The sequence below is a fragment of the Providencia sp. PROV236 genome, from assembly GCF_033676985.1.
Classification (GTDB): Bacteria; Pseudomonadota; Gammaproteobacteria; order Enterobacterales; family Enterobacteriaceae; genus Providencia; species Providencia manganoxydans.
Genome location: NZ_CP096297.1, coordinates 239,973 through 254,422 on the forward strand (window position 1 = coordinate 239,973; position 14,450 = coordinate 254,422).

Here is a 14,450-nt window from a genome sequence, read left to right on the forward strand (position 1 = left end):
AGTGGTTTTTTCGGACTCGCAATTCCCTTTCTTGTCTTGTTTCCATGACTCATAGTTGGTTATTGAGTGGGTTAAAGCTCGGTGCTGTTTAATTACCTAAACAAAGGGTATGAGTTATCCCACACTGTTCAACAAATACCTCGTCGTGCGAAACGAGGAATAATGTGCCTTGGTAGTCATGTAATAGCGCTTCTAGTAATGTTTTTGAATCAATATCAAGGTGGTTGTCTGGTTCATCCAATAACAATACGGCGGGCGGAGTTGGACTATTTATCAGCGCCAATAATGTTGCTTTTAGCTGCTCCCCACCACTAAGTTGATGGAGCGGCTGTAGGGATTTATCTCCTCGAATTCTTAGCATACCCAGCTGAGTACGCCACTGTTCAACGGTCAATGCAGGTTGGTAACGTTGCAATGCTTCAGCGACGGGTAAATTTTTATCTAATAAATTTAAGTGCTGATCGAGATAGCAGAACATTGGGCTGATGCGATATTCACCTGCTCGCTCAGAGATTTTTCCCGCAAGCGTTTTCAACAATGTTGATTTTCCACTGCCGTTAAGACCTTTGATATGCCAATGTTCCCCGGTATAAGCAGTAAATGATAAAGGCTCAAGGTAGCCATAAGATAGTTGTAATTGTGACGCAAAAACCGTGACTTTCTTCCCATCAGCTTGGTAGTTCAGCACCATTTTCTGTTGTTTAGTATGGATTAGCTGATCTTGGGCTTGTTGTTGTTGTTGCTGCAAGTCGCTCATGACTCTTTGATGGCGTTCTGCAACGTTTGATTGCCTTTTTTGTGCTCGATTGGTTTTCATATCAAGCAGTAATAACGATTGCGAGCCGCTATAGCGAACTTTTTCACCTTGTTTACGACGTTGTTCTGCTTTTTGCAGTGTGGCTTGTTGTTGGCGTTTTTCTTGGCGAATTTGGTGACTTAATCGCTCAGTTTTGGCTTCAATTGCCGCAGTCGCAAAGTTTTTTTGCTCTTCATATAGCGCATAATCACCACCATATTCATGTAATCCCTTATCGGTTAACTCAAAAATAGTATGCATATGCGCTAACAAAGCACGGTTATGGGTGATCACCAATGAACCTGCATTATGTTCTGCGAGTTTATCGCTTAACCATTGACGGCCATCATGATCAAGATGGTTATCTGGCTCATCTAATAATAAAAAATGATCTTTATTTAAAAAGGCGCGACATAAGGCAAGTCGTGTGCGTTCTCCCCCACTAAGGTGACTAATGGGAGTATCTAATGATACGGGTAATTTGGCTGAATCTAATAGGCTTTGCCATTTGGCAGGTAAATGCCATTTATCCTCTAGGAGGTTTATATCATTCAGTGTTGGATTGCCTGAATTAACCCTTGCAAACGCATTGGTGAGTTCACTGATACCTAATGCATCGGCAATCGAATCACCTTGTAAACGGGTTAACTGATCTATATGAATAAAGGGCATCACCCATTTTAGATTACCTGATGTTGGCGTTATTTGTTCTGCGAGTAGACGCATTAAAACCGATTTGCCTTTGCCATTATTGCCAATGAGCGCATTTTTTTGGCATAGCAAGGTTCCACTCAAATGAGCAAATAGAGTGGTTTGATTAAATTCAATACTAAGTTGTGAGAAATGACATGCAACAGTCATGTGTACCTCCTGAGAACAGGGGCAGACAACGTTGGGTTATCTCTTAGGGATAAAAGCGATGGATGACCATTGTCTGCCAAAATAGAAAAAGAAATACCGAATGAGGTATTTGTTAGCATTTTCTGGCAGATCTCAAATCATCGTCGTGGGATACCTTACAGTGAGAAATTAACTTAGCTATTTAATTAGGCAAACTATACCCGTCACACTACAAATTGCAAGTGATGGACTTGGCTCACTCGCACCAGTCACATAATTTTTTATACACCTAGTCACTTGCTTGCGCCTAGCTGAGCATTGAATTATTTAGGTAACATATTCATTAAAAAGTAAAAACCAGCTAGCTAAACGCTAACTGGTTTTTAGTGCATTGCCAACGAGATTTTTATTGCTAAATTGCTGCCGGCTGAGTTGCTTTCAAACGCTCAGCCAACCATTGTGCGATGCGCTGTTGTTCACTTTCATTCAGCCACATGCCCAATTTGGTACGACGCCAAATAGCGTCATCTAATTCAGTTACCCACTCATGTTCAACAAGGTAGCGTAGTTCAGCTTCGTAGACGTTATGGCCAAATGCTTCGCCAAGATCGCTGAGGGAATTTGCACCATCAAGGATCAGCTTGCTTTGACTACCGTAAGTTCTTGCAAAGCGCAGTGCTAGCCCTTCAGGCAACCAGTTGTAGCGTTGGCGTAGTAAGCGCGCGTAGCCGTCACGATCACAACCTTCGATATCACCACCCGGTAGTACACCATTTTTGGTCCATGCTGCTCCCGCATTTGGATAATAATGGGCAAGTTTTCCGACAGCGGCTTCGGCAAGTTTACGATAAGTGGTTAATTTACCGCCGAATACAGATAATAATGGTGCTTTGCCATTTTCATCGTGAATATCTAATGTGTAATCACGAGTGATTGCTTGAGGTGAATCTGATTCATCATCACACAGTGGGCGAACCCCTGAGTAATCCCAAACAATATCATCTTTAGTTAATTGTTTCTTGAAGTGGTCGTTATAGACTTTCAACAGATAGTTCACTTCATTATCATCGATACGAACATCTTTTGGATCACCTTTATATTCAACATCGGTGGTACCAATGATAGAAAACTCATCCATCCAAGGAATAACGAAAACAATGCGGTTGTCTTCGTTTTGTAAAATGTAAGCTTGTGGTTCATCATGAGCACGAGGTACGACAATATGACTACCTTTGATCAGACGAATACCATAAGGTGATTTGAGTTTTAAACCATCGTCAAAGAACTCTTTCACCCATGGGCCTGTCGCGTTGACTAGGCCTTTCGCTTTCCACGTTGCTTTTTCGCCAGTACGTAAATCTTCAGCTTCAACAACCCATAGGCCATCTTCTCGGTATGCACGCGTCACTTTAGTGCGCGTGCGAACTTCACCATGCTTACGAACAACTTCTTGAGCGTTTAATACCACCAAACGAGCATCATCAACCCAACAGTCGGAATATTCAAAACCTTTATTAAGTTCTGGTTTTAATACAGAATTTTGACCGAATTTTAATCCCTTACTTCCAGGTAAACTGGTACGTTTACCCAAATGATCATATAGGAACAGACCAATACGGATCATCCACGCTGGGCGCAGGTGAGGTTGATGTGGCAAACGGAAGCGCATTGGAAATGCAATGTGCGGTGCCAGTTTTAACAGGACTTCGCGTTCAGCTAGTGCTTCGCTAACGAGGCGGAACTCATAATGTTCCAAATAACGTAATCCACCATGGATCAGCTTTGAACTCGCAGATGAAGTTGCACTGGCTAAGTCTTGAGCCTCAAGCAGCAATACAGATAGTCCACGGCCAGCGGCATCTGCCGCAATACCAGCGCCGTTTATACCGCCGCCGATTACAATCAAGTCTTTAGTTTCCATGCATCCCCCTGAGATGTTCGAAACACTTTCTATAATGTTCGTTTTCGCTCATTCATTGTAATCAAAACCGATTAATATGCCAACTATTTAGCGACAAAAAACAACAACTGCGTGATAAAGGTAACAATTTTTTTTCAATAACCACAATAGTTATAAGTTTATTTAGAGGAAATGAACATGTTCGAACATTAACGAGCGATCGTCTTTAGGGGAGCAACAGATAGAGATGAAGGAGAAATGATGAGATGGTAGAGGATCTACCATCTCAAAAAATTAGCAAAGTTCTAATTGGACATTATGCTGTTCAATCACTTTTTGAATGCTGTCTGGCGGTTGTTGATCGGTAAATAAGTAGTCGATAAGATTCATGTTGCCAAGGTTAACCATCGCATTACGACCAAATTTTGAATGGTCAGTGACGAGCATCACGCAACGTGAGTTTTCAATAATGGCACGTTTAGTGCGGACTTCATGATAATCGAACTCAAGCAATGACCCATCCATATCAATGCCGCTGATCCCTAAGATACCGTAATCGAGCCTAAATTGTGAGATGAAGTCTAAGGTTGCTTCACCAACAATACCGCCATCGCGTGAGCGCACTTCACCACCCGCTAAGATCAGGCGAAAATCTTCTTTGGCCATTAATAGGGTTGCAACGTTTAGGTTATTAGTCACTACACGTAGGTTTTTATGATTGACTAATGCATGGGCGACGGCTTCCGGTGTCGTACCTATATCGATAAACAGTGTCGCGCCATCTGGAATTTGGCTAGCAACCCGCTGGGCAATACGCGCTTTTTCATCTGACCACATGATCTTACGGTCGTTATAAGCGGCGTTTACAGAGCTGGAAGGGAGTGCAGCGCCACCATGGTGGCGCTGAATTTTATTTTGTTCAGCGAGATCATTGAGGTCACGACGGATTGTCTGAGGGCTAACCTCGAAATGTTCGACAAGCTCTTCAGTGCTTACATAGCCTTGAAGGCGAACGAGTTCGATGATTGCATCATGTCTCTGGGTCTGTTTCACGGTGTTAGCCTCTGTCTATTATCTTCATCTGGAGCTCTGATGTTTGAAAGTATGGCGATTATCCCATAATCCCATTAATAAGCCGATAATTAACCCTGATATATGTGCGGCATTAGCGATATCAGTACCTAAAATACCTAAGTTGCCTAAAAAGAGCCAGACAACCACAAAAATCATTAAACCACGTGGTGCACTAACTTCTTTTTCAGGCTGGCGTTCGCCTATTAACCAAACATAGCTGATCAAGGCGTAAACGACACCAGATAGCCCACCAAAGTTAGATTCACTATAAATAGATTGGCCCCAATTACAGAACAAAGCTGACACGAGAAAGAGTGTTAGCAGCTTGCCCGTACCAAGCCTACGTTCAACTTGGCTAGCTAAATACCACCATAATACGAGGTTAAATCCTAGTTGAGAAAGAGAGAATTGTACGAAAGCAGGACTAAACCAACGCCACAGTTCAAATTGTTGTCCTTCTCTAGGCCATGCAAGGTAACGCAATACACCAAGATGTTGAGTCATTGATAACCACAGGTAGATACCTGCGCAAATTAGCATTACAGCAAGGGTTAATGGCCCTGATTGTGCTTTTAAATAGTCTAATGTGAGGTGGTTACGATATTTAAAGCCAGTCTGTGTTGTTCCTGTTTGCCAACTCGCTTCGGTATAACGTGGATCAGTTGGGTTCTGTAAAAACAGTTTAAGCTCATGATGTACTCGCTCAGTTTGCGTTTCATCATCAAGCCAAATTTCAACTTGCTGTTGCTCTGGTATCGTATGAATTTTTAATTGGATATGTTGGCTTGCCATATAATCGACAAATGCCTGAGCGACTCTGGGATTTTCGAAGGAAACAACATGGATCATGAAAGGTGCTTCTCACTTAGAGAGCCGTAACGGCTTGTGGATATTCCCTTAACCAAGCCTCGAAGCCGCCGTTTATACTATAAACTGACTCGAAGCCGATATTAATAAGATATTGTGCAGCCCCTTGGCTACTATGGCCGTGATAACACATGACCATAATGGTTTGTTCATAGTCTGTCTGTGCTAGAAATTCACTGAGAGTTTCATTGGTTAAATGATAAGCACCACTCGCGTGCCCAGCTCGGAAGCTTTGTGGGTCGCGAACATCAACTAAAACTGCGGAGCCATCTACCCAATGTTGGTATGCCTGTGCAGGGGTGAGTGTCTCAAATTGTTCCATAATATACCGAATAGTCAGATAATAAAGGGCACTCAGACCGTAACAAACAAGGGCTGTTTAGTTGCAGTCCTAAAGTTAATGATGAAAACCAATTTCGTTGGCTTTCATTGAGTAGGACAAAGAAAAGAAGTTCCTCTTCTTTGTCCTGTAACATTTAATTGCGAAATGGTTTTCAGCAATTAGTAGAACGAGTGTTCACCACGTTGGTGCTCAGTCAGATCTTTCACACCTTTCAGCTCGCCTTCAAACATTTTCAGAAGTTCTTTTTCGATCCCTTCTTTTAATGTTACATCAACCATTGAACAGCCGTTACAACCACCACCGAATTGTAAAATTGCAAAGCCGTCATCGGTAATTTCCATCAGTGATACACGACCACCATGGCTTGCCAGTTGCGGGTTAATTTGTGACTGTAGGACGTATTCAACACGCTCGATTAGCGGAGCATCATCAGACACTTTACGCATTTTAGCGTTAGGTGCTTTGAGTGTCAGTTGTGAACCAAGTTGGTCGGTGACGAAATCAATTTCAGCGTCATCGAGGAATGGTGCACTGATTTCATCTACGTAAGCGGATAAAAGCTCAAATTTTAGCTCTTGGTCAGTCGCTTCAACGGCATCTGGTGGGCAATAAGATACGCCGCACTCAGCTGAAGGTGTGCCCGGGTTAATAACGAACACGCGAATTTGGGTGCCTGGCTCTTGGTTTTCCAACAATTTGGCAAAATGAGCCTGTGCTGCTTCAGTAATATTAATCATAATTTGCTCAATTTAATAATCTACCAGAAATCCTTCAAGTTGCAGTGTTGTTGACTACGTTCAGCTAGCCGAGTCACATAGTTTATCTATGCTCCCCGTCTATCTTCACTTGTCGCCTAACTGCAACTCGAATTATTTGGGGTATAGTTGACCGCATTAGTTGGTTATAATACGCCCATTTGACCCTATACTACAAGGTTCGGCATATCGTCCAAGCTTGTACAGTCTGTGCTCCCGCACAAATCAGCAATTGTGCCGCTGTTTGCATGGTGGCTCCTGTCGTCAACACGTCATCAATAATCGCGATATGTTGTCCTACAACAGAACCAGTTAAGGTAAATGCGCCATTAAGATTACTATGACGGTAATTACGTTTTAATGTTATTTGTGCCAGTGTATCACGAGTACGCAATAATGAATTTCGTGAATATGGGATATTTAACCAATTGGATAAATATTCACCAATTGAGGCGATGTGGTCAAATCCTCTCATCCATAATCGTTTGGGGTGTGATGGGATAGTGATTAACCGTTGTGGTTTGCACCAAAAATGTTGTCGATACCCCTTAAGCCAATGCAAAACGAATACCCTTGCTAACACAAATGCTAATTGAGGTTGTGGGTTAAATTTATAGTGATGGATCAGTTTGCGTAAAGGTGGTTGATAAGGACTAACGCTAATTAGCCTTTGCCATGAAGGCGGGTGCTGTAAGCAACGGCCACAAGCCAGATGGTTATGCTCTGTAGGTAATCCACAACAAAGACAACAGATTGGCATCGAAGGTAGCTTTCTAAGACAAAAAGAACAAATGCCATGGTGAGTTAATTTTAAGGCTTGTAGGCATAGCCAACAGGCACCTTGCATTGTTAGCATAAGCATATTCCTGTGAAAAAAGAGAGTGTAACCATGACACAGCTTTATTGGGAGACAATTGGAGAGGGGGCTCAAGATCTTGTGCTCCTCCACGGGTGGGGATTGAATGCGGAAGTGTGGCGTTCAGTCGTTCCTCGATTGGGTTCGCATTTTCGTTTGCATTTAATTGACTTACCCGGTTATGGGCGTAGCCAAGGTTTTGACGCTATGGATGTGCAATCTATGGCTAACACGGTATGGCAACAAGCACCTAAGCATGCCATTTGGTTAGGCTGGTCACTCGGTGGCTTAGTGGCAAGCCGTATTGCTCTCGACCATTTTGCTGAGGTGAAAGGGTTGATCACGGTGGCATCATCACCAAGTTTTCAAGCTCATGACCATGCTTGGCCGGGGATCAAGTCCGAGGTGTTATTGGGCTTTGAGCAGCAACTTGCAATGGATTTCCAACGCACAGTAGAGCGTTTTTTAGCGCTACAAACGTTAGGGACTGAAAGTGCACGTAATGATGCCAAACTGCTTAGAACGGTAGTACTCGAACAGCCAATACCCAAAGTGGATATCCTCAATGCAGGTTTGGAAATTTTGCGCGTTGTGGATTTACGTGAAGAGTTAAAGGATCTTACCGTGCCATTTTTGCGTATTTATGGCTATCTAGATGGTTTAGTGCCACGTAAAGTTGCGACTATACTGGATGATATGTATCCGAACTCTCCTTCAGTAGTGATGCGCCATAGTGCTCATGCTCCCTTTATTTCTCACCCTGATGAGTTTTGTGAGTATGTGTTGGATTTTTTAGCGCGTCTGGAAGGGTAAGCACATAGTGTGAGCAGTCATTGCTTTCGGGGCAACCTTTACAGCTAGTGCCTGTTAAACAGGCACTTAAATCTACTTTTTTCAATTTTCCCATGGCGATGAGCTTGTCTACCATTGCTTGTATCAAGGGTTTGGGGGCTTTAAGTTGTTCGCTGAGCAGCTCAAGGTCAGCCTGCCCATACAGCGCCACTAAGTCTCTGATTTGTAACAAGCTGACCATGTTTACCTCTTAATGACAGACTTTATCTGAACAGTCACAACAGGATTTTGCCGTTTTGTTGGCTAAGTTTAGTGTGACTCGGCTACGCATACGACGTAATACCGTAAACAACGCAAGGTTAAATACCACGACCGCAATAATAGTGATCACACTACTTTGTGGGTGTTGGCTGAATGTTGCTGTTTGATAAAATAGGGCTGACAAGCTATAAGCAACGTTAAGCCCCCATAAAATAGAGAAGGTCATCCAACTCTTATTTGTTTCACGTGCAATCGCCCCCATCACTGAAACACAAGGCACATACAGCAACACAAAGATCAGGTAGCTGTAGGCTGCGATATCGGAGCCAAATTTAGCCGCCATGGTTCCCATAGAGCCTGTTGCCATCTCCCCATCCCCTTTGCTTGCTTCGATCGGGTTAGAAAGCGCACTCAACGTAAAGGTTTCCTTTAAGCTATCCCATGTTTCAGAGACGGCATCTTCAAGCTCTGCAAGTAAGTCAAAGGAAGCCGCATCAAAAGGCTCAGTGGTGATACTCTCAGCGGTATAAAGCGTGTTCAATGTACCCACTACCACCTCTTTAGCCATTGCACCGGTAATTAAGCCAACGGTCGCTTGCCAGTTATCAGTATGTACTCCAATCGGCTGTAACACCGGGGTGATCACTTTACTTACAGAAGCTAAAGCAGAGTCATTAATATTATCAACAGGCTCTCCTGACAACGAGAAGCTATTGAGCGCACCAATAAACATACTCGCCACAACAATGACTTTACCGGCTCGGATCACGAAGCCTTTCAAACGCTGCCAAGTTTGTATCAGCAAAGTCTTCGCGTGTGGCACGTGATAAACCGGTAGTTCCATCACGAAAGGAGATGCTTCGCCGCGCATTAAAGTATGTTTGAGTAACAAACCCGTCAGAATGGCGACGACAATACCGAGTAGATAAAGGGAGAACACGATACTGGCACCGTTTTTACCAAAAAAAGCCGCAGCGAACACCGCGAAAATAGCTAAACGTGCGCCACAAGACATGAAAGGGGCCATTAATACTGTAATTAAGCGCTCACGTGGCGCATCTAATGTACGAGCCCCCATAATGGACGGAACGTTGCAACCAAATCCGACGATAAGTGGGACGAATGATTTACCCGGTAGGCCTAAAGCTTGCATCAATCTGTCCATCACAAATGCAGCGCGAGCCATATAACCTGAATCTTCTAAGATAGATAAGAACAGGTACATCATGCCGATTTGTGGTACTAATGGCAGAACGGTGTTAATACCACCACCAACGCCTTGAGCGAGGAAAATGGTTAACCAATCAGGGAAGCTGAAGTAAGCTCCAACCCACTGTATACCATGAATAAAGATCGCTTCAGAGGCGCCTTCGAAGAAAGGTTGTAATGCACCACCAATATTGATGGCCAATACAAACATCAAATACATTACAAATAAGAAAATCGGTACACCCAGCCAGCGATTGAGGATCACGCCATCAAGAGTTTGTGTAAGTCTATTTGGTTCTGCGGCGCTGTTATTGATCGCTTTTTCACAGATTGCGGCAATGGATTGGTAGCGCGCATCGGCAATCAGTAATTCAGGCTCTTCGTTTAAGCTATTTTTGAGATTTTGCTGAGTTGCATGTAGTTGTTCATTCGAGATATTCGCGCGCTGGCGGCTATAAATATCACCTTCAAGAATTTGTAATGCTAACCAGCGGCGTTGTTGTTGGCTAAACTGCTGCGCTGATATTTGTTCTGATAAGGAATCCACTTCCTGTAGCAATGCGGTTGGGTATTCAACCAGCGCTTGCATATTGTTTTGTGGATGGCTATCAATGGCCTGTTTGAGTTTATCAATCCCTGTTGCACGCGTTGAAACCAATGGGATCACAGGGCAACCAAGCTGCTGTTGGAGCTGTTCAATATCAATATCTATGTGTTGGCTTTGCGCAATGTCTAACATATTCAGTGCAACGATGCATGGCACGCCTAGCTCAATCAATTGCAGCGTCAAATAAAGGTTGCGCTCTAAATTAGACGCATCCACTACGTTGATTAACATATCGGCTTCACCACTTAAGATGAAGTAGCAGGCAATTTGCTCATCTAGCGATGTTTGCTCTGAAATCGTGGTTAGCGAGTAGGTACCGGGAAGATCAACTAATTCAATATTATGCTCTGGTGTATTAAAACGGCCAACCTTTCTTTCAACGGTCACACCCGCCCAGTTCCCCACTCGTTGGCGAGAACCAGTTAATTGATTGAATAGGGTGGTCTTACCGGCATTTGGATTGCCAATTAGGCCGATAGTTAGTGGTTTCATAAAATTTTACCAATAGTAACGTTCAGATTGCTGCGTTATGTTACGCCGAAGTGGCTTCATCAATATTGAGTAGTGCTAAGTCTTTTTTGCGCAGTACTAAGCTGACTCGATGAGTTTCGATTTGTATTGGATCGCCTAAAGGTGCGAAGCGGACAACTTTAAAAATAGAGCCGGGCAAGAGGCCTAATGATAATAGTTTTTGTCGGTAAGCGGGGCTTATCTCTGGTGAGAATCCCAATATTTTATAACTGTGTTGAGGAAGTAATGACATAAAGCCTTCCATTCATTATGGGTAATAATATTGATAATTATTATTAGAAATATAGATATACACAAGCAAAAAACGTGGTTAAACAGAAATAAATCTAATTAATAATAAGAATTATAATCATCAATGATTAGCTATATTTAGCCTCTTTTTTCGTCAAATTGAATTGATGTGGATCAACGATATATTGTGTTTACGAGGAAGAAACGGCGTTTCAAGGAAATGATTGAGGTGAATAAAGAAGTTTCAATGTATTCACTTTTTTAATTATTAACTGAATGAAATTGGTTTGGTGATAATAAAAAACCTCTACAATCAATCTATTAAAATGATTGTAGAGGTTGAGGTTGATTAACGCTTTTTGCCAAATGCAGCAGCAAGAGCATCGCTCATTGCACTGTTGCCGGCTGAGGCGTTATTTTTTCGTGATATGTCACGTTGTGGTGTAGGTGCTTTACGTGCGCCCTTATCGGCTTGGTTATTGGCTCGACGAGGTGAGCTATTCGACTCTCCCGGCTGTTCATCAAGACGCATCGTGAGTGCAATACGTTTACGAGGGATATCAACATCAATCACCTTCACCTTAACAATATCACCAGCCTTAACCACCTTATGTGGGTCTTCAACATAGCTGTTAGAAAGCGATGAAATATGTACTAAGCCGTCTTGGTGAACACCGATATCCACGAAGGCACCAAAATTGGTGACGTTAGTGACTGAGCCTTCTAAGATCATGCCAGGTGTTAAATCATTCATGGTTTCAACACCTTCAGCAAAGGTGGCAGTTTTGAATTCAGGGCGAGGGTCACGACCCGGTTTTTCTAGTTCTTTAATGATATCGGTAACTGTCGGCACACCAAATTGCTCTGTGGTGAAATCACGCGGACTTAAGTTATTCAAGGCCTGTGAGTTACCCATGATTTCTTTGAGTGGCTGGCGAACAACCTCAAGGATTTTTTCAACCACTGGATAGGCTTCTGGGTGAACCGTCGATGCATCAAGTGGATTATCTCCATTAGTGATGCGCAGGAAACCCGCACATTGTTCAAAGGCTTTAGGGCCAAGGCGAGCTACTTTTAATAATTGCTTTCTATCATTGAAGCGACCGTTTTCATCACGCCAACTGACGACGTTTTGAGCAATCATCTTGCTCAAACCTGCGACTCGAGTGAGTAGCGCAACTGAAGCGGTATTTAAATCAACACCCACTGAGTTTACGCAGTCCTCAACGACAGCATCAAGCTTACGTGCTAGCTGAGTTTGGCTAACATCGTGCTGATATTGGCCTACACCGATAGATTTCGGGTCAATTTTCACCAACTCTGCGAGAGGATCTTGCAGGCGACGTGCGATAGAAACGGCGCCGCGCAGGGAAACATCTAAATCAGGGAATTCTTGTGCTGCCAGCTCCGATGCAGAGTACACGGATGCCCCCGCCTCACTGACGATCACTTTTTGTGCGGTCACTTCTGGATATTGTTTTTGTACTTCAGCAAAGAAACGTTCTGTTTCTCTTGATGCGGTACCATTACCAATTGCCACCAGTTCGACCTGATGTTTTTGACATAATGCTGCAACAATGGCTGCTGCTTTTGCCGCTTGGCCGGTATGTGGGTAGATAGTATCAGTCGCAATCAGTTTTCCTGTTGCATCAACAACCGCAACTTTAACACCGGTACGTAGGCCGGGATCGAGTCCCATCGTTGAGCGCATACCTGCTGGCGCGGCCATCAGTAGGTCATTGAGGTTACGAGCAAATACATTGATTGCTTCTTCTTCGGCTTTTTCACGCAATGCGCTCATAATTTCTGTTTCGAGATGCAACAAAACTTTCACACGCCATGTCCAACTAATGACAGCTTTGCGCCATTGGTCTGCTGGTTGATTATTTAATCGAACATCAAGGTGGCGGGTAATAATTTCTTCACAGTAACTTTCTTTTGGTGGTTCTTCGAACTGAGGGTCACAATTAAGTGAAAGTTGTAAAATGCCTTCATTGCGCCCACGAAACATAGCCAACGCGCGATGAGAAGGTACTGATGCGACAGGTTCTTGATGTTCAAAATAGTCACTAAATTTCGCGCCTTCAGTTTGTTTACCATCAATTACTTTGGCAACAATATGGGCATTTTTCATTAAATAGTCACGAACTTTAGCTAACAGGCTAGCATCTTCGGCGAAACGTTCCATTAAAATATAACGTGCACCATCAAGAGCCGCTTTGGTATCTGCCACTCCTTGTTGTTCATTAACGTAGTTTTGTGCTAATTCGTCAGGCGATTGGCTTGGATCGCTCCATAAAGCATCAGCTAAAGGCTCTAAGCCTGCTTCAATAGCAATTTGCCCACGGGTACGACGTTTAGGCTTATAGGGGAGATAGAGGTCTTCAAGTTCAGTTTTATTGAGTGTTTCGTTAATAGCGGCAGCAAGTTCGGGGGTTAGTTTTTGTTGTTCTTCAATTGATTTAAGAATGGTTTGCTTACGATCATTTAGCTCTCTTAAATACCCTAAACGGCTTTCAAGTTGACGAAGCTGCGTATCATCTAGCCCACCCGTTACTTCTTTACGATATCGAGCAATGAAAGGAACGGTATTACCTTCATCCAATAAGGTGATAGCAGAAAATACCTGTTTAGGTTGTGCTTGCAGCTCTGCTGCGATTATCTGGCTTAGAGTTTCATTCATGTCGCTTTTTAATACCTAATCATCAAAGAACAGTTAAAAAATTCATTGCACTGTTATACTTGCATAGGCGCAGAATTTCTAGGGTGAAGTTTATTCAAATCAAAGAAAGGTCTTGCGTATAATTTATAATTATCTAACTTCTTTTTTAATTGATTAAAAATATGAATAAGAGTCTTTTAATTACACGTGAAGGTTGGGATGCGCTGGACAAAGAGCTTAAATATCTTTGGAGAGAAGAGCGCCCTAGAGTGACTCAATCTGTTTCTGAGGCGGCCGCACAAGGGGATCGTTCAGAAAATGCGGAGTATATTTATGGCAAAAAACGTTTACGAGAGATTGACCGTCGTGTGCGTTTTTTGTCTAAAAGACTGGATCAACTGAGAATAGTTGAACCTGACCCAAGGCAAGAAGGACGTGTTTTTTTTGGGGCATGGGTTAAACTTGAAGATGATAATGAAAATATCAGAATATTCCGGTTAGTGGGTGCTGATGAATTTGATCCAGCAAAAAATTGGATATCTATTGACTCTCCAGTGGCTCGCGCACTAGTTGGTAAGCAGGTTGACGATGAAATCACAGTACGTACTCCTGGTGGAATTGTGAACTATTGTGTCTTAGATATTAGTTATAAACCACTAACCGGATAACGTGTAAAATTATTCATTAAATTTCAAGTTGATGGTAAATTATAACATTAACTATTTT

Annotated in this window: 13 protein-coding genes; 2 read left to right on the forward strand and 11 right to left on the reverse strand. The window is 42.9% G+C overall.

All coding sequences use genetic code 11. From position 1 onward, the window contains the following. Positions 1 to 88 precede the first annotated feature (88 nt). The 7 genes from M1E96_RS01025 to M1E96_RS01055 form a co-directional block, all read right to left on the reverse strand. Positions 89 to 1,657 (reverse strand): ATP-binding cassette domain-containing protein, encoded by a 1,569-nt coding sequence (locus tag M1E96_RS01025; protein ID WP_319067904.1) that lies wholly within the window; start codon positions 1,655 to 1,657, stop codon positions 89 to 91. A gap of 391 nt (positions 1,658 to 2,048) precedes the next feature. After that, positions 2,049 to 3,557, reverse strand: a complete 1,509-nt coding sequence (gene glpD / locus M1E96_RS01030) for a glycerol-3-phosphate dehydrogenase (protein WP_070929485.1) — start codon at positions 3,555 to 3,557, stop codon at positions 2,049 to 2,051. A gap of 273 nt (positions 3,558 to 3,830) precedes the next feature. After that, on the reverse strand, positions 3,831 to 4,589 hold the full coding sequence (locus M1E96_RS01035) for a DeoR/GlpR family transcriptional regulator (protein WP_070929484.1): 759 nt from the start codon (positions 4,587 to 4,589) through the stop codon (positions 3,831 to 3,833). A 24-nt stretch (positions 4,590 to 4,613) separates the two neighbouring features. Further along, positions 4,614 to 5,459, reverse strand: coding sequence for a rhomboid family intramembrane serine protease GlpG (glpG, locus tag M1E96_RS01040; RefSeq protein ID WP_369427333.1), 846 nt, complete (start codon positions 5,457 to 5,459; stop codon positions 4,614 to 4,616). Between the two features lie 16 nt (positions 5,460 to 5,475). After that, positions 5,476 to 5,799: a thiosulfate sulfurtransferase GlpE gene (gene glpE, locus M1E96_RS01045; protein ID WP_070929482.1), complete on the reverse strand. Its 324-nt coding sequence runs from the start codon at positions 5,797 to 5,799 to the stop codon at positions 5,476 to 5,478. A gap of 179 nt (positions 5,800 to 5,978) precedes the next feature. Then, positions 5,979 to 6,557, reverse strand: a complete 579-nt coding sequence (nfuA, locus tag M1E96_RS01050; RefSeq protein ID WP_272580509.1) for a Fe-S biogenesis protein NfuA — start codon at positions 6,555 to 6,557, stop codon at positions 5,979 to 5,981. A gap of 190 nt (positions 6,558 to 6,747) precedes the next feature. Then, complete coding sequence (locus M1E96_RS01055) at positions 6,748 to 7,431, reverse strand: phosphoribosyltransferase family protein (RefSeq protein WP_336193744.1); 684 nt, start codon at positions 7,429 to 7,431, stop codon at positions 6,748 to 6,750. A 33-nt stretch (positions 7,432 to 7,464) separates the two neighbouring features. On the opposite strand from M1E96_RS01055, the gene bioH reads away from it, so the two are divergent. After that, the gene (bioH, locus tag M1E96_RS01060; RefSeq protein ID WP_336193743.1) at positions 7,465 to 8,244 is read left to right on the forward strand and encodes a pimeloyl-ACP methyl ester esterase BioH; all 780 of its coding nucleotides are present in this window, start codon (positions 7,465 to 7,467) and stop codon (positions 8,242 to 8,244) included. Here the strand turns inward: bioH and M1E96_RS01065 are convergent. From M1E96_RS01065 to M1E96_RS01080, 4 genes are all read right to left on the reverse strand, one after another. Beyond that, positions 8,180 to 8,464, reverse strand: coding sequence for a FeoC-like transcriptional regulator (locus M1E96_RS01065; protein ID WP_272580506.1), 285 nt, complete (start codon positions 8,462 to 8,464; stop codon positions 8,180 to 8,182). The two genes, bioH and M1E96_RS01065, sit on opposite strands and share 65 nt — an antisense overlap. 9 nt (positions 8,465 to 8,473) lie before the next feature. Beyond that, positions 8,474 to 10,792 carry a Fe(2+) transporter permease subunit FeoB gene (gene feoB, locus M1E96_RS01070; protein ID WP_337979740.1) on the reverse strand — a complete coding sequence of 773 codons (2,319 nt, stop codon included), beginning with the start codon at positions 10,790 to 10,792 and terminating at the stop codon, positions 8,474 to 8,476. Between the two features lie 40 nt (positions 10,793 to 10,832). Beyond that, a complete protein-coding gene (gene feoA, locus M1E96_RS01075) occupies positions 10,833 to 11,063 on the reverse strand; it encodes a ferrous iron transporter A (RefSeq protein WP_070929478.1) in 231 nt (76 codons plus the stop codon). Between the two features lie 348 nt (positions 11,064 to 11,411). Beyond that, on the reverse strand, positions 11,412 to 13,745 hold the full coding sequence (locus tag M1E96_RS01080) for a Tex family protein (protein WP_272580505.1): 2,334 nt from the start codon (positions 13,743 to 13,745) through the stop codon (positions 11,412 to 11,414). A gap of 161 nt (positions 13,746 to 13,906) precedes the next feature. On the opposite strand from M1E96_RS01080, the gene greB reads away from it, so the two are divergent. After that, positions 13,907 to 14,392: a transcription elongation factor GreB gene (gene greB, locus M1E96_RS01085; protein ID WP_140186292.1), complete on the forward strand. Its 486-nt coding sequence runs from the start codon at positions 13,907 to 13,909 to the stop codon at positions 14,390 to 14,392. The last annotated feature ends 58 nt before the right edge of the window (positions 14,393 to 14,450 follow it).

Excerpts from the sequence above, each read along its gene's own strand:
- M1E96_RS01025 (WP_319067904.1), bottom strand. The coding sequence starts at position 1,657 with ATGACTGTTGCATGTCATTTCTCACAACTTAGTATTGAATTTAATCAA.
- glpD (WP_070929485.1), bottom strand. The coding sequence starts at position 3,557 with ATGGAAACTAAAGACTTGATTGTAATCGGCGGCGGTATAAACGGCGCT.
- glpG (WP_369427333.1), bottom strand. The coding sequence starts at position 5,459 with ATGATCCATGTTGTTTCCTTCGAAAATCCCAGAGTCGCTCAGGCATTT.
- glpE (WP_070929482.1), bottom strand. The coding sequence starts at position 5,799 with ATGGAACAATTTGAGACACTCACCCCTGCACAGGCATACCAACATTGG.
- nfuA (WP_272580509.1), bottom strand. The coding sequence starts at position 6,557 with ATGATTAATATTACTGAAGCAGCACAGGCTCATTTTGCCAAATTGTTG.
- M1E96_RS01055 (WP_336193744.1), bottom strand. The coding sequence starts at position 7,431 with ATGCTAACAATGCAAGGTGCCTGTTGGCTATGCCTACAAGCCTTAAAA.
- bioH (WP_336193743.1), top strand. The coding sequence starts at position 7,465 with ATGACACAGCTTTATTGGGAGACAATTGGAGAGGGGGCTCAAGATCTT.
- M1E96_RS01065 (WP_272580506.1), bottom strand. The coding sequence starts at position 8,464 with ATGGTCAGCTTGTTACAAATCAGAGACTTAGTGGCGCTGTATGGGCAG.
- feoB (WP_337979740.1), bottom strand. The coding sequence starts at position 10,792 with ATGAAACCACTAACTATCGGCCTAATTGGCAATCCAAATGCCGGTAAG.
- feoA (WP_070929478.1), bottom strand. The coding sequence starts at position 11,063 with ATGTCATTACTTCCTCAACACAGTTATAAAATATTGGGATTCTCACCA.
- M1E96_RS01080 (WP_272580505.1), bottom strand. The coding sequence starts at position 13,745 with ATGAATGAAACTCTAAGCCAGATAATCGCAGCAGAGCTGCAAGCACAA.
- greB (WP_140186292.1), top strand. The coding sequence starts at position 13,907 with ATGAATAAGAGTCTTTTAATTACACGTGAAGGTTGGGATGCGCTGGAC.